The sequence below is a fragment of the Pseudomonas sp. 01L34 genome (genome assembly GCF_056400265.1).
In genome coordinates, this window is record NZ_JBFTSX010000001.1 from 964,063 (window position 1) to 984,336 (window position 20,274).

Genomic DNA, 20,274 nt, shown 5'->3' on the forward strand with positions numbered 1-20,274 from the left:
GAGAGCACGACATGAGCGTATTGAATTTTCCCCGCATCTACCTCAACGGCCAGATGTTCTGGAACCCGCCAACAGCCAACAACAACGACATGTTCCCGCTGTATGACGCGGTGAACACGGACATCAACTGGTCGTTCATGACGCACTTCGGCATCGACCGGAACAATGCTCCCGACACCCTGATGCCATGGGCCATCTCGACGCAGTACATGGCTGGCATGCCGACCTATGTACAGCAGGTGCCAAACAATATCAATCCGAAGCATGACCCGTACATGCCCGCCGAATGGGATCTGTTTGGCGACAACGGTTGCGGCCTGGTGAACTACGGGAAAACCAAGTCGACCGTTATCGGCGGCGAAGTGCAGCCCAATAGCTACATCGATAAGGATGCACTGATCGGCGCGCAATACCACTTGCTCGGCAGCCCCCTGGGCAGCAATACCCCGACCGCGGCGCGCTTCGTGGATATCAGCCCATGGCAGAACACCTTCACGGCGCTGTACTTCGACAAACTGGTGTTAGGGGACGCGAACTGCGGCCTGACCCTCAACCGCAAGTACCGGATGATGGACCGTTTCCTGAACTTCAGTTGGGGAGCCCTGGGTGGCCTGGTGAACGTCAGCACCACCTGGCAGACCTGCTTCCCCAAGGAGAATCTGGAATGGGCGCTCGGCAACTCGTCCCTGCTGGCCAACCTGAAGCAGCAGATGGAGCAGCAAGGGGCACAGGGCCTGATGTTCCGCTTTTGCGTCTACCTGACCTGCTATGACAAGAACGGGATATTCAACGATTACCCACAGCACCTCGACACCCGTTCCAACAACCCGAACGTCATGGCGAAAGTGCGTGACCTCTACAGAAAGGGCTTGGACAACGTCAACGAGATTTTCTTCAATCCTGCCTACAGCCGCACCTCGGCGGTCCTGGGGCTGTGGTTCGCCGGTGAATACCCCACCGCGCCCGCCGGAAGGCGACTGGTGGCCAATAAGGCGGTGTCGATGAGCCAGCTGTATTCCCAGGAGACACAACAAGTCAAGTTGGGGGTGATTTCGGCACAGATCAACGACTACACCCTGTCACTTGACCTGGGCAATACCTTTCCGAGCTATCCCGTGGATGCCACGGCTGATATCCCCGTCCCGGAAAAATTCAATGCCGGTACCTACCATTTGGGTGCCGAGAAGGATGGAACATTCAAGCCGGCGGTCATCTTGAACTTCGCGGACTATCGGCAGTCGGCCTTCAACCAGCGCTCGGGTATCCTCGATGTTCCCCTCGATGACTATACCAAGGGTGTATTGGAATCCGGTCCCCTGATTCTACGTCGGTTGGGCCTGTACAGCGCTCCCCAGACCGTCGCCGCCACCCAGCAGACATGGACCGCCGAGGTGATCGAAAGCGGCAGCTTCATCGACGTCGGCGACTACAAGAAGCTGACCATCATGGTGCAGAACAATGGCCAGCCGGCCGCCAACACGACACTGTGGGTGGCCGAGTACAACAACCCCTACATGGTGACCAGCAGCGACTACTACCTGGCATTCAGCAACGCCGCCGACTTCACGCTGTTCTACGACAACCCGGCGGACCGCAGCAAGAACACGGCCGGTCTGCCGCAGTTCACCGACGCACCCTCGGTCGGCCTCTACCGCAGCACTGGCAGCGGCCGCCGACTGACGGACCTGCAGGACGTGCCTGAACCTTCTGGAACCCCAGTCGGTTATCAAGAGTTCCTCACTGTTTCCGGTAAACCGGTCGCGGTGAACCTGCGCCCCTGCCTGACCCTGGACAAGCCCATCGGTCGCACCGGTACGCTGAACGACGAGAAGGGCAACTCCGTCAATTACACCTATGCCGTCATCACCACCAACGCCCAAGGTATCGCTCAGATAGGCTGCAAGGCAGTCGCGCCAGGCTTCCCCACCCTGCGCTTCTTCGTGAAGGAAGGCGATAAGGATCCGACCATCCCCTTCAGCTTCCCGCTCTCCGAGGCCTACGTCGACTTCCTTGCCCCGCTGCGGGTCCTGCCGCTGGACATGAAGTTGCAACAGGACTTCATCGACACCTGGAACGGCATGTGCACCTCCACGCAAGCTCCGGAAGAAATATGGAACACGTTCATCTTTCCAAAGGTGCTGCAGTCGTTCTATTACCTCTACCCCATCATGAACAAGTACATGCCCCTTGATTCACGCACGCGGGTGGAGGGCGCCGTCGACCAGTTACTCATATTGATCAACAAGGACAACCAGGACGAAAGCACCCTGGCCATGCCGATCACCCGAGACCTGTCGCAAAGCCGCCGCGCCGTGCTGCAGCTGTGGGCCAAACGCCTGGTGAAACTCAACTTCCCACCCAGGAAACTCTCCATGAGCGACTACAACGACCTTTGACGTTTCACGCCGGATTACCGGGTGGCGAGTCCGCCACCCGGCACTTCACAGGAGGTGTCCCATGAAAATCATCTTGGACCGGTTGTTGCTGCTGATCCTGCTGCTCAGCCCGCCTGTTTTCGCCCAGGACAGCGAGGCCATCTACTTCAGCATGGGGGTGCACAACAACCTGGGGTGTAACGAAAAGAACGGCAACTGCATCGCCAAGCGTTCCGTGGGCGAGCCTTCCGATCCGTTTTTCCCGGCCTACTGGATCAGCGACTGGACCATGTACCGGGTGATGCACAACTACGAGAAAAACCCGCCGCCCTACAGCAATCCACCCACCACCCTGACCCCGGCGGACTACACCGTCTCTCGCGGCACCAGTTACTACGACACCGCCTACATCCCGCCGGATGGCGACGGCTTCGGCGCGATGATGGAACACTACGAGAAATACTGCCTGCCGATCTTCCCGATCAAGAACAACAACTACACCTGCTCCTTCGTGTCGCTGGGCAACAAGGCCTACTTCCTGACCTATCCCCAGGACCGTCCCAAGGACATGCCGGCCTGCTGCATGTTCTCGCCGATGAACCACCCACCACGGCAGGATTTCATCAAGCACCTGCCCTACAGTGCCGCGCGCAGCCAGAACCTCAATGGCAGCGTGCAAGCCTATGCCCTGGATGTCGACTCGCCACAAGGCCCGATCCTGTTCGGCTACGCCTTCTACAAGAACGTCACGGGACAACCGCCCTACCGGCATCCGCAATCGTTCTATTTCTCCGGTGATGCCAGCGTCGCCAACGCCCCCATCGTCAGCCAGAACTACACCAACTTCCGCATCGCCAAACCGGACCCGGCCCAGACCTGGGCGCAAGTGGCCGCCATGTGCCCGGCGAATCCACCGCCCTGCCAATTGTTCGAACCACCGGCGTCACAGAGCAACGGCCAAAAAGCGCAGTGGAACAAGCTCATGCAACGCAAACCCTGAATAACGATGAAGGATCGCCATGAAAACCACATTCCGTTTCTGCGTGATGTTAGTGGGCCTGGCCAGTCTGCCGGCCTTGATCCTGGAGCAGGCCCTGGCCCGAGAACAGGCCATGCCGTCGACGCAGGCCAGTAACCTGAGTTGCCAACCCCCCAGCACCGCGCCGGTCGCCACCGCCAGTCAGGACCAGTTCGATCAATACAGCTGGCAGATGTTCATCGCTTTGAACTGGCCCGCACAGGATGGGCAACGAGGTGATCCCGACTGCGCCAAACAGCCTGGGGACCCCGGCTACACCGTTTGGCAAACCTACAAGACCGTGGAGGAAATCTTCCTGCCGAAGGGGGCAGATCCTGGCCCGTGGAACACCCCGCAGACCGCCAAAAGCCTGGGCATCATCAACATCGCCGCGCTGAAGAACAGCACCCAGGTGAATGCCGTGGATCAGGCTGTCGGCGGCTGGCTGATCGACCAGGCCGGTAACCCGACCTACTACGACATTTCGGCCAACGAGACGTCCTACGACTACATCGTCAACAACAGCTTCTATAACGCCGATGTCGTTTCCAAAGCCAACAACATTAACTTTCCCAACGGGGTCATCGAGGTCAAGTCGAGCTGGCGCATCCTCACGACCAGTGACAACGCCAGCCGCTACCTGACCATGCTGGCGCGCGTGCCCACGTTCAACGACCAGGGCCAACGCACCGGTGTCACCGAGGCCTACCTGGGCCTGGTGGGCCTGCACATCATCACCAAGGTCAACGGCTATCCGCAGTGGATCTGGTCGACCTTCGAGCAGATCGATAACGTTCCGCCCAAGGAGTTGGTGCATGGCCAATGGGTCGATCAGCCAACAGCCGGCATGACCTACTCCTACTTCAACCCCGCGGCCCCGGCCATCACCCTCAACCAGTCACCCTGCGACTGGCAGACTCAGGGTACAAAACTGGTCTGCGTGCCCAAGCCCGGCACCACGTTCCAGACCCCGAACCCGCTGAACCGGGTCACCCCGATTGCCGAGATCACCAACGCCGTCAACACCAATTACCGCACCGACCCGGGCCTGCAAAGAAGCGTGCTGAAGTACTACCAACTCATCACCACCCAGCGCCCGCTGATGCCGGACAACCCCAGCAATCCACTGGGCCAGCCGACCCCGTCGCTCTCGGCCAACGTCACCATGGAGAGCTACATCCAGCCCAACAGCAGCTGCATGAATTGCCACTCCATGGCGACACCGGTCAAAAGTCCCTACAAGGCCGATTTCTCCTACATGTTCAAATTCGCCAACGCGCCTGTCGGCAAAACCACCAAGGACGAGGAATAGATCATGAGCATTCTCAATGGACCACGCCTGAACTTCTGGGGCGGCATCCGCACGGACGTCAGCCTGCCAAACAACTCCCCCACCATTCCTTACGACGGCAATGAGGAATGGCCGCTCTTCGACCTGACCACCTCGACCCTGGCACCGACTGCTCAGTCTTATACCGACGATCAGCTGAACAACATGATCAACGCGCCCGACGGCGACTACTACACCGCTGGCGGCTGGAATCACTATGGGCAGCATGTCGTCGACATGCAGAACGCCTTGATCAGTTCCCAGGGCAATCCGGGCAGCATCAGCACCACCGGCGACATGGTGGGCCAGCCGGTTTATCTGCTCGGCTCGGTGGATCCGGTGACCGGACAAGGCCCCGTCTCCGGCCCGATGATGGTGGACCTGGACCCCACCTCCTCAACGACCACCCAGATATTCGTCGGCGGCCTGCAGATTGGTGGTAACAGCGACATCCAGTTGCTGATTCGCAGTAATACCGTGTGCAGCAGTTTCGACGTGGCGGGACGTGTGCTGTTGCCCGCGAAAATGGATGCGCCGGGATCTTTCCACGCCAGCGGTACGTTTCAACTGACCTTCCCTTTGAGCAGCATCGTCAGCTGGAACCAGAACAGCAGTGGCCTGCGCTCGATCATCCAGGCACCGGGTGCGACCGGCATTGTCCTGCGTTTCGTCATGTTCGAAATGTGCCCCACGATGACCACGGAACAACTGGACGCCGATTATGCCGCCGGCCGATACACCCCCAACCCGAGCATCGGCAGGGTCATCGGTACACTGGCCCCGGCCTTCGCCGACGAGCCGCTGAACTGCCAGCCGGGCCGGCAACTGGTCAACCAGAGTACGGGGAATGCCGGCTATGCCGACCTGGGCGGCAACGGTTACCTGAGCATCGACATGGTGAACGTCATTCCGAAGCAAACCTTCAGGGCCGTCAGGGACGATATCACCAGCCCTATCGGACCGAACGCGAACTACGGCCCCGTCACCATCACCGCAGGCACCACTGAACTGGCCACCCTGGACCCGACCAACCGCTTTCTATTCGACTACTACGTGTATGGCGGCATCGTCGACCTGCCCCTGACCGCCAACCAGCTACAGGCAGTGCAGACCGCCGCCCTGGCGATCAACGCGCCCGGCAAGGTCGCCGGTACCACGTTGCAAGCCACCGAATCGACCTATCGGGTGTATGCCGATCAGCGCAACGTGTATCTGGAGGACTACCCCAATGGCCTGTCGATCACCTTGCAGGTCAGGTACTTGGGCGGTCCGGTCCCCAAAGCCACCGAAATCGACCTGCAGGCTGCTGCTCCTGCTGTGTACGATGAACCGCAATACTGGGATTTCCTCGATTTTCCTGCATCGCTGACCGTTAACCCTGGCCAGCTCGCGATCAGTTTCCCGGTCACCGTCAAAGCGGGTTCTGCCGCCCAGGCGGGTTTTGTCGCCTTGACCTACACAGCCAATGGCCTTCCAAGCAGTGGCTACTTCACCAGCTTTCGCAAATACGCACAGACCGACTTCGGCATCCCCGCGGGCACCCACATCACCTGGGAGCTGATGTACCCGAACGTCCTGCGCTTTCACTACCTGGCCTTCCCCGCCATGTCGCGCTACATCCCGCTCAATCAGCCCGACGCGGTCATGGGCGCCAAGAACCCCATCCTCGCCCGAACTTCGGATGCGTACAAAGGCACCACGCTGTTCATGCCTGTGGTGCGCTCGATGTCGCCCTGCCAGCGGGCGCTGCTCCGGGCTTATCTCTCCGGTGAACCGTGGCAACCGCCGCAGTAACCGCATCCATCCGTTATTCATGGAGAGAGCCCTATGCCCATTCCCATTAATATCCCTGCGCGGCCCAGCGAAACCCTGTGCCCGAGCACCATCATCGCCGAAGGCCTGCTGAACCCTCGGGGCATTTGCGTGCAGGCCGATGGCAGCCTGCTGTTGACCGAAGCCGGCTCGGGCCTGCCGGAGCAGCCCTTCAGCGGTCGTATCAGTCGACTGCGACCGGATCCGCACAAGCCCGGCGCCTATCTGCCCGGCGAGATACTGGCGCAAGGTTTTCGCGCCATGAACATGCAGGCCCGCATGCTGCGCGATGAAATCATGGGGCTGTCGGACATCGCCTGCGGTGACGGGCGCTGTCTGGTCAGCCAGACCGATTACGTCGAGGGTTCCAAACTGCTGGACCTGCAATTCACACCGCCCGAACCGGTGTTTCACAGCCGTGGCAATCTGAATGCGCTGTGTTACCACCCGACCCGCCGCAGTTGGCTGGCGGTCAAGCCCGATACCAATCAGTTGGTGGAATTCGCCAGCGGACAGGACGAACGCGTGCTGGTCCGGTTGCCCGAACTGGACCAGGGCCAGGAAGCCGTCCCGGTGACCCTGGTGTACGAACCGGCGACCGACGCAGTGCTGATCAGTCTGTTTTCCGGAGAGTTGCAGGGCGACCCGACGCGCAAGGGCGTCGACTTCGCCGAGAAGGCCGGCCAGGTGATTCGGGTCTGGCCTGACAGTGGGCAAATCGAGCTCCTGATTCGCGGCCTGCAACTGCCCACCGGACTGGCGCTGTGTCCGAAGGGCAACGTGTTGGTGCTGGAACTCTGCGATCGCCTGCAGCAACCCTTGCCACCCGACTGGAACGGCGAACCGCTGCACGGCGGCTTTACCCGTTTTACCGGGCGACTGCTGAGCTGCAATCTGCAAACCGCCCAGGTCGCCGTGCTCGCCCGCGACCTGGATACCCCTTCCAACTTGTGTCTGCTGGAGGATGCGGTACTGGTGAGCGAAGGCATGGGTTTGACCGGCCGGCCACTGCCCATGCCAGACAACACCGTCGTCCCGTTGAGCGGCAGGCTGCGGCGGGTGCAGCTCTGAAAAGGTGGGCCACACGTTGCCTGAACATTACCTGCCCCGAATTTGGCAGGAATGTTCAGGCTCGGTTCGCGTCAATCGCTTTCTGAGGCGTCTCGGATTCGAGCGGGTGACACGATGATTTTCACGTTGTGCTCCTTGTTGTTAACCAATTGCTCAAAGCCCTGCCCGACAATCTGTTCCAGCTGAATACGCCCGGTTATCAGCGGCGTGATGTCCAGCCGACCGTCGGCGATAAAGGCGATCACGTCTGCGAACTCCCCGTTATAGGCGAGTGCACCCAGCACCTGTTTTTCGGTGGCGACCAGCTCGAAGAAATTGAACTCGCTGGGCTCCTCGAAGATGCCCACCAATACACACGTGCCGGCCTTGCGGATCAGGTCAATGGCGAGCTTGGCCGTGTGTTTGTTGCCGATGCATTCGAAACTGACATCTGCCCCCAGCCCGCCGGTCAGCCGTCGCACCTCAGCCAACGCGTCACACTCATTAGGGTCCAGCACTTGGCTTGCCCCCACCTCCAGCGCCTTGGCCTTGCGCGCTCCCGACATTTCCAGAGCAATGACCTGGGCCGCGCCAGCCGCCTTGGCGCACATGATGGTGCACAGGCCGATGGTTCCCGCGCCAACCACCACCACATTTTTCCCCAGCAAACTCCCGGCCTTTTTCACCGCGTGCATGCCCACTGCCAGCGGTTCGATCAGCGCCCCGGCTTCGACTGGAAAGTTGGCCGGCAACTTGTAAAGCAGGTTGGCCGGCACGTTGACCAACTCGGCGAACGCGCCATTGTTCATCAGCCCGGTGAACGCCAGGTTCTCGCAAATGTTGTACAGCCCATGGGTGCAGTAATAACAAGTACCACAGTGCTGACAGGCATCGGCTGCCACCGGTTCGCCCACACTGAACCCCTGGACCCCGGCGCCGATTTCGACGATCTCGCCACAGAACTCATGACCGAGAATGCACTGCCCCTTGATGCCGGTCAGCGGGTGCGGCGCATCCACCGGAATGAACACTGGCCCGGCCACGTATTCATGCAAGTCGGAGCCGCAAATACCGCACCATTGCACGCGAATCTGCACCCAGCCCGCCGGTGGCGAGACGGGCAACGGCACATCTTCGACGCGGATATCGTGACGACCATGCCAGACAGCGGCACGCATGCTGCGGGTCGGATCAATTGGAAGGCTCATGTTGGAATCTCCTTGAAATCGTGGCCTTGGCGCCCGGCAAATGGCCGGCCGCCAAGGGAGGCATCAGTGTTGTTGGACAAAGTCCAGAATCAGCCGATTGACCTGCTCGGCCGCTTCCATCTGCACCATGTGCGCCTGACCCGGCAGGATTTCGACCTGAGCAGCCAGGCCAGCGCTGTGGGTCGCAGGAATGATCGCGTCGTCACTGCCCCAGATCAGCAACACCGGTTGCCGGTTTTCTTGCACCACGCCACGCAGATCGAGTTGTTGCCGCCCTTCTTTGAACAGCCCCGCAACCAGCAGGCGCAGGGCCGCATCCACCCCTTCCAGACGCTTGTACTTGAGCATGTCTTCGAGCATCTGCCGATTGACCAGTTCGGGGTCGGAGAACAGTTGCACCAATTGTGGCTTGAGGGCATTGCGGCTGGCTGCCTCGACAAAACCTTGCAGGTAATCGCCGTTGATTTCCGCACCCAGGCCGGCGCTGCCGATCAAGCTCAGGGAACGCACCCGCTGGGGAGCCAGGCGCGCCGTGTTCAGCGACACCGCCCCGCCCATGGAATGCCCCACCAGATGCGCCACGGGAACATCCAGATGATCGAGCAGAGCCAGCAGCACCCTGCTCAACTCATCCAGATCTCCGTGTTCCAACTGTTTGCCCGACTCGCCATGGCCCGGCAGATCCAGAGCTATCACCCGGCGCCCGGCGGCCAACGCTTCATGATTGAACATCCAGTTATTCAGGTCACCGCCAAACCCGTGCACCAGCACCAACGGCACCCCGCCTTCGCCACGCTCGAAGTAACGGATCAGTCGCCCGTCCAGTTCGACCTTCTGCGGCTTCGGCCCACTGTCTTCCTCGGCACCGTCACCTGGCACGAACGCGGCCTGGAACTGCTCGATCACCGCATCGATCTCGGCCTCGCTGGCTTCGCCGTCGACCACGATGCCGAGCAATGCACCGACCGCGAGGGTTTCATCCTGGCGCGCGATCTGCCGGCGCAGCACACCGGAAAACGGCGCTTCGACACTGCTGGAAATTTTGTCGGTTTCTACGTCGAGCACTTCATCGCCCTTGGCGATCGCCTGCCCCTCCTCCTTGAGCCAGACATCGACCCGGCCTTCGGTCATGGACAAGCCCCACTTGGGCATGGTCAGGGTATGGATCTGGCTCATGAACGCTTGCTCCACTCGATCAGCTTGAGCACGGCGTTTTCGATCTTCGCCGCGTCGGGGATATAGAGGTCTTCCAGAGAGTCGGAGAACGGCACCGGTGTGTGCGGCGCGGTGACCATCTCGATGGGCGCCTTGAGCGAGGCGAACGCTTTTTGCGCCACCAGGGCCGAGATGTCGGTGGCCATGGAACAGCGCGGGTTGGCTTCGTCGATCACCACCAGGCGCCCGGTCTTTTCCACGCTTTCCAGAATGCTGTCTTCGTCCAGCGGGCTGGTGGTGCGCAGGTCGATGACCTCGCAGTCAATCCCCCGCCCTGCCAGGCTGCGGGCTGCATCCATCGCCGTATTGACCGTGCGCCCATAGGAAACCAGGGTCACGTCCTTGCCGTCGCGCAGGAAGTTGGCCTCGCCGAACGGGATGGTATAGAGCTCTTCCGGCACCTCGCCCTGCATGCTGTAGAGCAGTTTGTGTTCGCAGAAGATGACCGGATCGTTGTCGCGGATGGCCTGGATCAACAGGCCCTTGGCGTCATAAGGGGATGACGGGCAGACAACTTTCAGGCCGGGAATGTGGGTCCACAGCGACGTGAGCATTTGCGAGTGTTGGGCGGCGGCCCGCAGGCCCGCGCCGACCATGGTGCGAATCACCAACGGGGTGGAAGCCTTGCCCCCGAACATGTAGCGAAACTTGGCCGCCTGATTGAGGATCTGGTCCAGGCAGCAACCGGCGAAGTCGACGAACATCAACTCACACACCGGGCGCACGCCGCAGGTCGCTGCGCCTACCGCGGCACCGACATAACCCAATTCCGACAGCGGCGTGTCCAGCACGCGGCCGGGAAATTGGTGGTAGAGGCCCTTGGTCACGCCCAATACCCCGCCCCAGGCGTCGTTTTCACCGGGAGCACCGGCACCGCCGGCGACGTCTTCCCCCATGATGAACACGCTGGGGTCGCGGCGCATTTCCTGAGCCAGGGCTTCGTTGATTGCCTGCTGATAACTGATTTTTCTCGCCATGATAAAGGTCTCGATTCTTGTTATAGGGGGCGTTCAGGGATAGGAAACGTAGACGTCGGTGAGCAGGTCGGCGGCGCTTGGCTTGGGGTCGGACTTGGCCTTGCGCACGGCATTTTCGATCAACAGGTCCACTTCGCCATCGATCTGGTCCAACTGGCTGGCATCGATCAAGCCGGTCCGAGTGGTGCGCTCGCGAAACTGCATGAGGCAGTCGTTGTGTTCGCGGAAATACTTGACCTCGTCCGGTGCCCGATAGGTCTGGGCGTCGCCTTCAAAGTGACCGTAGTAGCGGGTCAGCTTGACCTCGATCAACGACGGTCCTTCACCGGCTCGGGCGCGCGCCACCGCGGCACCGGCGGCTTCGTGAACGGCGAAGAAATCGAAGCCGTCGACGGTGACCCCAGGCATGCCGAAACCGGCTGCGCGGTCGGCGATGTGATCGCAGGCCACCGACCAGTTGGACGCCGTGGCCTCGGCGTAACCGTTGTTCTCGGCAATGAACAGGCACGGCAGGTTCCACACCGAGGCCATATTCATCGCTTCGAACACGGCCCCTTCGTTGGAACCGCCGTCGCCGAAGAACGCCACGGCGACGCCGTCGGTCCCCTTGAGCCTGGCGGCCAGGGCCGCCCCTACCACCAGCGGTGCACCGGCACCGACGATGCCATTGGCACCGAGCATGCCTTTCTCGAAATCGGCGATGTGCATGGAGCCGCCCTTGCCCTGACAGACTCCGGTTTTCTTACCGTAGATTTCGGCCATCATCCCGTGCACATCAACGCCCTTGGCGATGCAATGACCGTGGCCACGGTGGTTGGAGGCGATACAGTCGTCATCCCTCAGGTGAGCCATGACACCGGCGGCCGAGGCCTCTTCACCGGCATAAAGATGGACGAAACCGGGAATCTCGCCGGTGGCGAACTCCACATGCAGGCGCTCTTCAAAGACGCGGATGGTGCGCATCACCCGATAGGCATGCAGCAATTGATCAGCAGTCAGCTGTGTCGACATTTTTATTCTCCAGGGTGTCTTGAGGCTCAAGTTTCAAAGTGCAAGGTTCAAAGGGTGTTGCGGGTGTTCACGACCGATGGCCAGCAGCCGCTCTTGCGCGGCATAGGCCAGCGCCGCATTGACATCGATGCTCAGCGGACCGCCGGAGTCGAGGGTGACGGTGGGCAAGTCATCGGCGTTGAATTCGATTTCCCGTTCGCCATCCAGGGCCAGGGTGCCGCTGCTCAGGCACAGGCGATGGGCAACACCGGGTTCAAGGCTGGCGGCCGCGAGTACGCCGCAGCCTTGCAACAGGCCGGGCGCCAGGGGCACCAGCAAGGCTTCGGACGATTGCGGATCAAGGCGCATCCAGGCACCGTTGGGGGCTTGGCGCGAGACCGGAAACCACAAGCCGCAGAGGGCCGAGATGCCAGTGGACTGAGGTTCCGCGAAGGTGACAAAGACCTCCGCCAGATCGATCCCACGGCTGATTGCACGGGCGCCGATGAAGGGCAGCGGGGACACCGCCACGTCCACCAGCGCCACTTCGCACAGGTCGCGGCTCGGAATCCGCACCAGCAGGCGTTTATTGCGACGCAAGGCAATTTCGGGTGGGATCCGGCCGCTGGCGAATAGCCCGCCGGCCAGCCCGGCGCTGGTGGCCTCACGCAGTTCCGGGAAGGCATTGTTGGTCCCCGTCGACAGGGTCAGCAATGGAATGTCGCCGACTTCGGCAGCCACCGCTTTGTGGGTACCGTCACCGCCGAGCACGGCGATCAGCGACACGCCGCGTTCAGCCATCCAGCGTGCGGCCTGGCGAGTGTCCGCCACGCTCTGGCGCAAGGTCAGTTCCAGGAACTCCAGAGTTGGCCAGTGGCTGTCACGCGCCTGGCGGCCATGACTGTTCTTCTTCACCGCCGCCGCGATGCCGGTCATGTCGGTGGGCATCAGCACGCGCTCGACACCGGTGGCGCCAAAAGCCGCCAGCAGCCGTTGGATCACCGAGACCTTGTCGGTGCTGGAAAACAGCCCGGCATTCGCCGTCAGGCGCCTTACGTCCCGGCCGGACGCCGGATTGGCAATGATGCCGACGGTCAGGGGCAAGCGACTCATGTCGCCACCACGGGTACGGCAAAGTAAAAGCCTCGGCAGGAGGACATAGGGCACCTCTTGTTATTATCGGGTTGCCAGTCGTGCTGGTTGCCAGGGTTAGAGCAAGGCCGGTGCCAGAATCGCAAAAGATCGCCGAAAAGCCCGTTCCAGAGCGGTTTTGACTACATTTCCAAGTGATGGGATCCCGCTCGATTGAGACGTCCCATGTCAGCCTGCACGGGTTAGAGGTCAGACCTTGAGACGTCGCGTCTCAGCTTCGCAGTGGGGTGAACCGATGCTTGTCGACCGTCCGTGAACGGCGCTTAATAGCCCGCACAACTAAAAGAAGATCGAACCGGAGGCCCTAATGCTTTCCGCACACTCGAAGGCGCATGTGGATTGCGTCAGCCGTGTTTTGAAGAACGCAGCGCACCTGCCGCAACTGCCCGTGCCGGACTTGATCCTGGATTCCTGGCGCCGTTCCATGGAGCAACACCACTTGGACCCTGGCTCATTACAAGGGCCGCGGATCCTGTCCCAGAACGTGCTGCAAGAGTGTCGAGAACGCTCCGAACTGTTCCTGCGCATCGCCAGCGAAGAAGTCGCCCGACTCCATGGTCGTGTGCGCGATGCCGACTACTGCGTGTTGCTCACCGACGCCCAGGGCCAGACCATCGACTATCGCGTGGAAACCTCCATCCGTAATGATTGCCGCAAAGCAGGCCTGTACCTGGGCACCTGCTGGTCAGAGGGCGAGGAAGGCACCTGCGGGGTGGCTGCGGTGCTGACCGCACGAACACCGGTCACGGTGCACAAACGGGATCACTTCCGCGCGGCTTTTATCGGACTCACCTGCTCCGCCGCTCCGGTCTTCGACCCTCGGGGGGAACTGCTCGGGGTGCTCGATGTGTCTGCGGTGCGTTCGCCGGACGACCGTCGTTCGCAGCATCTGATCCGGCAGATGGTGGTGCAGAGCGCACGGGAAATAGAACAAGCGTTTTTCATGAACAGTGCCCAGGGTTACTGGGTGCTGCGGGCCCACAACAGCCCAGGCTACGTCGACAGCCAGCCCGATTACCTGCTCGCCTGGGACGACGACGGACAACTGCAGGCACTCAACCCCGCGGCGCGGCAGTGGCTGTCGCAAAGTTGTGGCCAACTGCCGGACCACATCGGCCAAGTGTTCGATCAGCAGTTATTGCATCGCGCCAAAGACGAATCACTCTGCCTGTTTCACTGCCGGGGTGGCCGCCATGTCTTGCATGGGCGACTCAGCGCGCCACGGCAAGTGAAACGCAGCCCGGCTCGGCGGGTACTGTCACCCGCCGAACTCGACCCGCGACTGGAAGAAAGTTTGCGCCTTGCGGTTCGGGTCAAAGACCGTAATCTGCCGGTGCTGATCCACGGCGAAACCGGTTCCGGCAAGGAAGTCTTCGCCCGCCAGCTGCACCAGGCCAGTCTGCGCCGTGATCGACCTTTTATTGCGGTGAACTGCGCAGCGATTCCCGAAAACCTGATCGAAAGCGAGCTGTTTGGTTATGCAGCCGGCGCCTTCACCGGGGCTTCGAATAAAGGCATGCAAGGCCTGCTGGAACAGGCCGATGGCGGCACCCTGTTTCTCGATGAAATCGGCGATATGCCCCTGACCCTGCAAACCCGCCTACTGCGGGTTTTAGCCGAGGGCGAAGTGGCGCCCCTGGGAGCGTCAAGAAGCAAGGCGATAGACATTCAGGTGGTCTGCGCCAGCCACCGCGATCTGGAAGCCCTGGTGTCCAGCGGCGAGTTTCGCGAGGACCTGTACTTCCGCCTCAGTGGTGCGCGATTCCAATTGCCGCCGTTGCGCGAACGCAGTGATCGACTGGCATTGATCAACCGGATACTCGAGGAAGAATCGTCGGCCTGCGCGATGGCGATGCAACTGGGAAGCGCCGCACTGGAATGCCTGCTCGGCTATCGCTGGCCGGGAAATGTGCGCGAACTGCGGCACGTATTGCGTTACGCCTGCGCGGTGTGCGAGACCGACTTGATTCTATTGAGTGACTTGCCTGAGCATCTGCCCGGCCGTCGACTCAACGATCCGGCTTCAGCTGACACCATGGAACGCTGCGCCAGTCCGGAACGCGAGGCACTCATCGATGCCCTCGTGCGTCATCGCTGGAAACCCACCCCCGCGGCCAAGGCTTTGGGCATCTCCCGGGCAACGCTGTATCGACGGGTGCATCAACATGGCATCGACATGCCTGGCAGGGGCTGACCACGAGTTCATCCGGCGGCCCCGCTTAATGAGCGTTGGCCACCGGACAGCACAATGGACTTGCATCGATCACAGTATTGGTGAACGGCATCGAATAAATGTGGGAGCAAGCCCCGGCTATTAAAACCAGGTTTCCATCTGTATCCCGTATTGCCACACACCGCCGGCGTTGAAGTCGGTCTTGCCGAAGTTGTCTGTGGAGCTGTATCGGTCCAGGTCCGAAGACCAGTTCATGAAGCTGGCGAATACGCGCAACTCGGGGCGTGTGAGCAGGTCTCCAACGTCGGGTTTGAAGGTCGGGGCGATGGTGAATTTCCAGAAGTTGCCGTCCACCGCATTACGTTGCAGGTAACCCTTGGGGTCGAGGTTCATGGTTTGCCAGCTCATTTCGTAGGCCATCTCGAAATTGCTGTTGATTTCATTGGCCAACCGCATGTTCAGGGTCATCCAGCGGTAGTCGTCACCCTTGACGTAGCGATCCTTGCTTTGTTCGGCCAGCAGACTTGGACCGATGCGCCAGTGGGGTGCAATCGGTGTCTCGCCGTACAGCGCAAGGCGCAGCGCACGAGCGTCGTCGATCAGTTCGCCGTCCGAGCCAATGTTCTTGACCTCGGCCCCCAACCCTTGCCCGTAGAGCAGCGCCGTCTTGAAGAAGCCTTCCCTGCCGAAAAAGTTTTTCTGATGATTCGCGATCATGCTGTGCAAGCCGGAGTCCGCAGGCTTCAGGCCCGCTTCATTGGTGCGAGTGCTAAAGTCGTTTTTCTTTGAGCCAATGCCATTGAACATCCACTGCCACTGACCATTATCGAAGAACTGGTTGGAGGTGAGGATGTAGCTTTCCACATCGGCATTGACACCGCCCTCACTGAAATCCCCGTAGTTACGCCCGATCAACGAGTAATTCGAGCGCCAGTTCTTGTTCATCTGCACGTCGTAGATACCACCCCCGGTGCCGGCCAGAAAGACGACGTCCGAGTCCAGCCAATGGATATCGAAGTTGTCCCTGTCGAATCGCTTGCCTGCCCACAGGGTGGCGTTCTCGAACGTCGAATTGCCCTTGAATGCGGCGAGATGATCGAGTTCCGTAAATACCTGGCGCACATTCAGGTTACTTTCGGCGGCCGTCCAGTCATTGGAGCTTTCCACTCCATCGGCGATGGAAACCGTGAATTTGGAATGAGTGCCGTTCTGCGCATAGGCTTCTTTCGACAGGTCTATACGCATGTAAGTATCGTCTTCATTACCCAGTCGCCCGACTGCACCACCGACTGAACCGGCAGGCGTTGTATAAGGACCGCCCCGCCCGCCCCCCAGGCCATCGTTGATCAGCAATCCGGAGCGGGCGTAGCCCTTGAAGCTGAACCCGTCGGTGAGGTGTCCGGTACTGCCCTCCTTCTCCAGGCTTTGCTGACGGGCTTCGAGTTTTGCCAACCGCGTATCCAAAGTGGGCGCCGCAGTGGCGGTCGCAGTGGACGCAACAGGCTGCAAGGCGGGAGTGGACTGTTTGAGCTGCTGCAATTCCCTGGCGAGCGCCTGGGTTTGTTGTTCGGCGGCGGCTGCACGTTTTTCCGCAGCGCTGGCGCGGGCTTCAAACGCGGCCATGCGTTCTTCCAGAGTCGCGGCCTGAGCGGTGGCCGCCGAGGTGCCGAGTACACCTGCGAGTAGCCAGCTTGATGCTTTCTGCATGGGGGATTTCCTGTTTTGTTTTTATTTTTTGTCCTGCGACCGACCTTTTTTCGTGAATTGTTAATTGTCAAAATCTACGAAAAAAAGGATGCCTCATCGCAAATACGCTGCTACATTTGGCGATGTTAACGTTAACTTTTCTAAAAACAAAAATAAAGAGGGCTTTATGAAACAGCTCAAATCACTCTTTCCAGCAGCACTGCTTGCCCTTTGCGCCGGGCTTCCATCCCTCTCCAGCGCAGCCAATCTGACGATTTCCTGCGGTGCGGTGGGCGCGGAATTACAACTGTGCAAAGAGGCCGTCGAGGCGTGGTCTCAACAGACCGGCAATCACGTCGAGGTGGTGTCCACGCCTAACTCGGCAACCGAGCGGTTGTCGTTCTATCAACAGATCCTCAGTGCGCAGTCCAGCGACATCGACATCATTCAGATCGACATGGTGTGGCCGGGGATGCTGGCCAAACATCTGCTGGATCTGCGCGAGGTGCTGCCCGCCGACGCAACCCAAGGCTACTTCCAGGCACAGGTGGACAACGCCACGGTGAACGGACGGCTGGTGACGATGCCGTGGTTCACCGACTCGGGCCTGCTGTATTACCGCAAGGACTTGCTCGAGAAATACAACAAGCAAGTCCCCCAGACTTGGGAGGAAATGACCGCTACCGCCAAGGATGTACAACAGGCCGAGCGCAATGCCGGCAACGCCAACGCCTGGGGGTACATCTTTCAAGGGCGTGCCTACGAAGGCCTGACGTGTAATGCGCTGGAATGGATCAGCAGCCAACCGGACGGAGGGCTGGTCAATCCACGAGGCGACATCGTGGTCAACAGCCAGGCCTCAAGAGCGGCGTTGACCCTGGCCAAAAGCTGGGTAGGCGACATCTCCCCGCGTGGCGTGCTCAATTACACCGAGGAAGAAGGACGCGGCGTATTCCAGTCGGGCAATGCGTTGTTCATGCGTAATTGGCCTTATGTCTGGGCCTTGGTGCAAAGCCAGGACAGTGCGGTAAAAGACAAGGTCGGGGTCGCTCCCCTGCCCCGCGGCGGCAGCACCGGCACCCATGCCTCCACCCTCGGCGGGTGGGGTTTGGCGGTATCGCGTTACAGCGCCAACCCGAAGCTTGCCGCCGAACTGGTGAGCTACCTGAGCAGTGCCCAACAGCAAAAACATCGTGCGCTGATTGGCGCCTATAACCCGGTGATCGAGTCGCTTTACCAAGATCCCGAGCTGCTCGCGGCCATGCCTTATTACAGTCAGCTGCACAGCATTCTCAATGATGGGGTCATGCGCCCCGCTTCAATCACCGCCGCTCGTTATCCACGGGTTTCCAATGCGTTCTTCGATCAAGTGCATGGCGTGCTGGCCGGCGAGTTGCCGGTCGATCAGGCGCTGACCGAACTGGAAGGCGAACTCACGCGTATCAAACACCGGAACTGGTAAGCCACAAGGAAGAAAATCACCATGTCTGTCTCTATTGCCCATGCTCCCTGTGACGAGCTCCTGCTCACCAGGGAAACGCCGGTACAGCGTCGCCGAGTGCGCGCTGCCTGGCTATTTCTGACGCCGATGTTGCTGTGTCTGGCCCTGGTGGCGGCCTGGCCGTTGCTGCGGACATTCTGGTTCAGCCTGACCGACGCCAACCTGGCGGACACCGCTGGCGGCACCTTCGTTGGCCTGAGCAATTACCTGTTCCACAACGGTTCCAGCTGGTCGGGCATCCTGGTCGATCCGCAATGGTGGAATGCAGTGCGCAACACCTTGCATTTCACCGTGGTGTCGGTGGGGCTGGAAGTCGTGCTGGGGCTGCTGGTGGCGTTGCTGCTGAACATCCAGTTCGCCGGCCGTTCCCTGGTGCGAGCGTTGATTCTGATTCCGTGGGCGATTCCGACCATTGTCTCGGCGAAGATCTGGTCATGGATGCTCAATGACCAGTTCGGCATCATCAATCACCTGATGCTTAGCCTCGGCCTGATTACCGCGCCTCTGGCCTGGACCGCAGATGCCGATCTGTCGATGTGGGCGGTGATTATCGTCGACGTCTGGAAGACCGTGCCGTTTGTCACCCTGCTGATGCTCGCCGCCTTGCAGATGTTGCCGAGTGACTGCTACGAAGCCGCCAGGGTCGATGGCATTCATCCACTGAAGGTGTTCTGGCGGGTCACGCTGCCACTGCTGATGCCCGCATTGCTGGTGGCGGCGATTTTCCGCATCCTCGACTCCCTGCGGGTGTTCGACGTGATTTATGTGCTGACCTCGAACTCGTCGAGCACCATGAGCATGTCGGTCTACGCCCGCCAACACCTGGTGGAGTTCCAGGACGTCGGTTACGGCAGCGCCGCCTCGACCCTGCTGTTTCTGGTGGTTGCAGTGATCGCCATGCTTTATCTCTACCTCGGACGCCGTCAACTGGAGGTCCGGTCATGAGCCCTCGCCTATTGAAAAAAGCACTGTTGCGCTTCGGTTTCTGGTGCCTGATCGGGGTGTTGCTGCTGTATGCGGTGTTCCCTTTCTACTACGCCATCGTCACGTCGCTGAAGCCGTCCAGCGCCTTGTTCGAGGTGAGTTACTGGATCAAAAAACCCGACTTCTCCAATTACGCGGCGGTGCTTAACCAAGCCTCATTCCTGCGGGCTATCGGTAATTCACTGGTGGTCGCGCTTAGCGTAGTGACGCTGGCGCTGTTCCTCAGCCTGACCGCCGCTTATGCCTTGGGCCGGGTGAAATTCCGTGGGCGTGGCACGGTATTGATGATGGTCCTTGGGGTGTCGATGTTTCCCCAGGTCGCGGTGTTGTCGGGGCTGTTCGAGGTGATCCGTGCCTTGGGCCTGTACAACACGTCCTGGGCGTTGATTCTCAGCTACACGATTTTCACCCTGCCCTTCACCGTCTGGGTGCTGACCACGTTCATGGGTCAACTGCCCCATGAGCTGGAAGAAGCGGCAATCATGGATGGCGCCTCGCCCTGGGTCACGCTGACCCGGGTGCTGTTGCCGTTGCTCTGGCCCGCACTGGTCACCACTGGCTTGCTGGCTTTCATCGCGGCGTGGAACGAGTTCCTGTTTGCCCTGACCTTCACCCTCACCGACACCCAACGCACGGTGCCAGTGGCCATCGCCCTGATTTCCGGCGGCAGCCCCCATGAGTTGCCTTGGGGGTTGTTGATGGCGGCATCGGTGCTGGTCACCGTCCCACTGGTGATTCTGGTGCTGATCTTCCAGCGCCGAATCGTTTCCGGCCTCACTACCGGCGCGTTAAAGGGTTGATGC

15 protein-coding genes are annotated in these 20,274 nt (G+C 60.4%); 9 read left to right on the forward strand and 6 right to left on the reverse strand.

The genetic code is table 11. The features are described 5' to 3' along the window. Window positions 1–11: 11 nt before the first annotated feature. The 5 genes from AC1DQM_RS04270 to AC1DQM_RS04290 all read left to right on the forward strand — a co-directional run bounded on the left by AC1DQM_RS04270 (window position 12) and on the right by AC1DQM_RS04290 (window position 7,606). Window positions 12–2,396 (forward strand): hypothetical protein, encoded by a 2,385-nt coding sequence (locus tag AC1DQM_RS04270; protein ID WP_230139051.1) that lies wholly within the window; start codon window positions 12–14, stop codon window positions 2,394–2,396. Between the two features lie 61 nt (window positions 2,397–2,457). Further along, window positions 2,458–3,375: a hypothetical protein gene (locus AC1DQM_RS04275; RefSeq protein WP_028940750.1), complete on the forward strand. Its 918-nt coding sequence runs from the start codon at window positions 2,458–2,460 to the stop codon at window positions 3,373–3,375. Window positions 3,376–3,394: 19 nt separating this feature from the next. After that, entirely contained in the window at window positions 3,395–4,705 is a 1,311-nt protein-coding gene (locus AC1DQM_RS04280; protein ID WP_230139050.1) for a hypothetical protein, read from the forward strand. Window positions 4,706–4,708: 3 nt separating this feature from the next. Continuing rightward, the gene (locus AC1DQM_RS04285; protein WP_230139049.1) at window positions 4,709–6,517 is read left to right on the forward strand and encodes a hypothetical protein; all 1,809 of its coding nucleotides are present in this window, start codon (window positions 4,709–4,711) and stop codon (window positions 6,515–6,517) included. 33 nt (window positions 6,518–6,550) lie between these two features. Continuing rightward, window positions 6,551–7,606, forward strand: a complete 1,056-nt coding sequence (locus tag AC1DQM_RS04290; RefSeq protein ID WP_230139048.1) for a hypothetical protein — start codon at window positions 6,551–6,553, stop codon at window positions 7,604–7,606. Between the two features lie 71 nt (window positions 7,607–7,677). On the opposite strand, the gene AC1DQM_RS04295 is transcribed toward AC1DQM_RS04290, so the two are convergent. From AC1DQM_RS04295 to AC1DQM_RS04315, 5 genes are all read right to left on the reverse strand, one after another. After that, entirely contained in the window at window positions 7,678–8,763 is a 1,086-nt protein-coding gene (locus AC1DQM_RS04295; protein WP_230139058.1) for a 2,3-butanediol dehydrogenase, read from the reverse strand. Window positions 8,764–8,856: 93 nt separating this feature from the next. After that, window positions 8,857–9,969, reverse strand: coding sequence for an acetoin dehydrogenase dihydrolipoyllysine-residue acetyltransferase subunit (locus AC1DQM_RS04300; RefSeq protein ID WP_064617509.1), 1,113 nt, complete (start codon window positions 9,967–9,969; stop codon window positions 8,857–8,859). Continuing rightward, complete coding sequence (locus tag AC1DQM_RS04305) at window positions 9,966–10,985, reverse strand: alpha-ketoacid dehydrogenase subunit beta (protein WP_018928915.1); 1,020 nt, start codon at window positions 10,983–10,985, stop codon at window positions 9,966–9,968. Before AC1DQM_RS04305 ends, AC1DQM_RS04300 begins: the two co-directional genes overlap by 4 nt. A 33-nt stretch (window positions 10,986–11,018) precedes the next feature. After that, window positions 11,019–11,996, reverse strand: a complete 978-nt coding sequence (locus AC1DQM_RS04310; RefSeq protein WP_018928914.1) for a thiamine pyrophosphate-dependent dehydrogenase E1 component subunit alpha — start codon at window positions 11,994–11,996, stop codon at window positions 11,019–11,021. A 33-nt stretch (window positions 11,997–12,029) separates the two neighbouring features. Continuing rightward, window positions 12,030–13,088 (reverse strand): ATP-NAD kinase family protein, encoded by a 1,059-nt coding sequence (locus tag AC1DQM_RS04315; RefSeq protein WP_230139046.1) that lies wholly within the window; start codon window positions 13,086–13,088, stop codon window positions 12,030–12,032. A gap of 346 nt (window positions 13,089–13,434) precedes the next feature. On the opposite strand from AC1DQM_RS04315, the gene AC1DQM_RS04320 reads away from it, so the two are divergent. Continuing rightward, window positions 13,435–15,321: a sigma-54-dependent Fis family transcriptional regulator gene (locus AC1DQM_RS04320; RefSeq protein ID WP_442114961.1), complete on the forward strand. Its 1,887-nt coding sequence runs from the start codon at window positions 13,435–13,437 to the stop codon at window positions 15,319–15,321. Between the two features lie 120 nt (window positions 15,322–15,441). On the opposite strand, the gene AC1DQM_RS04325 is transcribed toward AC1DQM_RS04320, so the two are convergent. Further along, the gene (locus tag AC1DQM_RS04325; RefSeq protein ID WP_028940758.1) at window positions 15,442–17,007 is read right to left on the reverse strand and encodes a carbohydrate porin; all 1,566 of its coding nucleotides are present in this window, start codon (window positions 17,005–17,007) and stop codon (window positions 15,442–15,444) included. Between the two features lie 166 nt (window positions 17,008–17,173). On the opposite strand from AC1DQM_RS04325, the gene AC1DQM_RS04330 reads away from it, so the two are divergent. From AC1DQM_RS04330 to AC1DQM_RS04340, 3 genes are read left to right on the forward strand one after another with little or no spacing between them, the layout of a single operon-like run. Beyond that, window positions 17,174–18,448 (forward strand): ABC transporter substrate-binding protein, encoded by a 1,275-nt coding sequence (locus AC1DQM_RS04330; RefSeq protein ID WP_086945639.1) that lies wholly within the window; start codon window positions 17,174–17,176, stop codon window positions 18,446–18,448. Window positions 18,449–18,469: 21 nt separating this feature from the next. After that, window positions 18,470–19,432: a carbohydrate ABC transporter permease gene (locus AC1DQM_RS04335; protein ID WP_019578674.1), complete on the forward strand. Its 963-nt coding sequence runs from the start codon at window positions 18,470–18,472 to the stop codon at window positions 19,430–19,432. Next, entirely contained in the window at window positions 19,429–20,271 is an 843-nt protein-coding gene (locus AC1DQM_RS04340) for a carbohydrate ABC transporter permease (RefSeq protein ID WP_018928908.1), read from the forward strand. Before AC1DQM_RS04335 ends, AC1DQM_RS04340 begins: the two co-directional genes overlap by 4 nt. Window positions 20,272–20,274: the final 3 nt, after the last annotated feature.

Coding starts and splice junctions, on each gene's coding strand:
- AC1DQM_RS04305 (WP_018928915.1), bottom strand. CDS start 10,985: ATGGCGAGAAAAATCAGTTATCAGCAGGCAATCAACGAAGCCCTGGCT.
- AC1DQM_RS04290 (WP_230139048.1), top strand. CDS start 6,551: ATGCCCATTCCCATTAATATCCCTGCGCGGCCCAGCGAAACCCTGTGC.
- AC1DQM_RS04320 (WP_442114961.1), top strand. CDS start 13,435: ATGCTTTCCGCACACTCGAAGGCGCATGTGGATTGCGTCAGCCGTGTT.
- AC1DQM_RS04300 (WP_064617509.1), bottom strand. CDS start 9,969: ATGAGCCAGATCCATACCCTGACCATGCCCAAGTGGGGCTTGTCCATG.
- AC1DQM_RS04285 (WP_230139049.1), top strand. CDS start 4,709: ATGAGCATTCTCAATGGACCACGCCTGAACTTCTGGGGCGGCATCCGC.
- AC1DQM_RS04335 (WP_019578674.1), top strand. CDS start 18,470: ATGTCTGTCTCTATTGCCCATGCTCCCTGTGACGAGCTCCTGCTCACC.
- AC1DQM_RS04330 (WP_086945639.1), top strand. CDS start 17,174: ATGAAACAGCTCAAATCACTCTTTCCAGCAGCACTGCTTGCCCTTTGC.
- AC1DQM_RS04310 (WP_018928914.1), bottom strand. CDS start 11,996: ATGTCGACACAGCTGACTGCTGATCAATTGCTGCATGCCTATCGGGTG.
- AC1DQM_RS04275 (WP_028940750.1), top strand. CDS start 2,458: ATGAAAATCATCTTGGACCGGTTGTTGCTGCTGATCCTGCTGCTCAGC.
- AC1DQM_RS04280 (WP_230139050.1), top strand. CDS start 3,395: ATGAAAACCACATTCCGTTTCTGCGTGATGTTAGTGGGCCTGGCCAGT.
- AC1DQM_RS04315 (WP_230139046.1), bottom strand. CDS start 13,088: ATGAGTCGCTTGCCCCTGACCGTCGGCATCATTGCCAATCCGGCGTCC.
- AC1DQM_RS04340 (WP_018928908.1), top strand. CDS start 19,429: ATGAGCCCTCGCCTATTGAAAAAAGCACTGTTGCGCTTCGGTTTCTGG.
- AC1DQM_RS04325 (WP_028940758.1), bottom strand. CDS start 17,007: ATGCAGAAAGCATCAAGCTGGCTACTCGCAGGTGTACTCGGCACCTCG.
- AC1DQM_RS04295 (WP_230139058.1), bottom strand. CDS start 8,763: ATGCGTGCCGCTGTCTGGCATGGTCGTCACGATATCCGCGTCGAAGAT.
- AC1DQM_RS04270 (WP_230139051.1), top strand. CDS start 12: ATGAGCGTATTGAATTTTCCCCGCATCTACCTCAACGGCCAGATGTTC.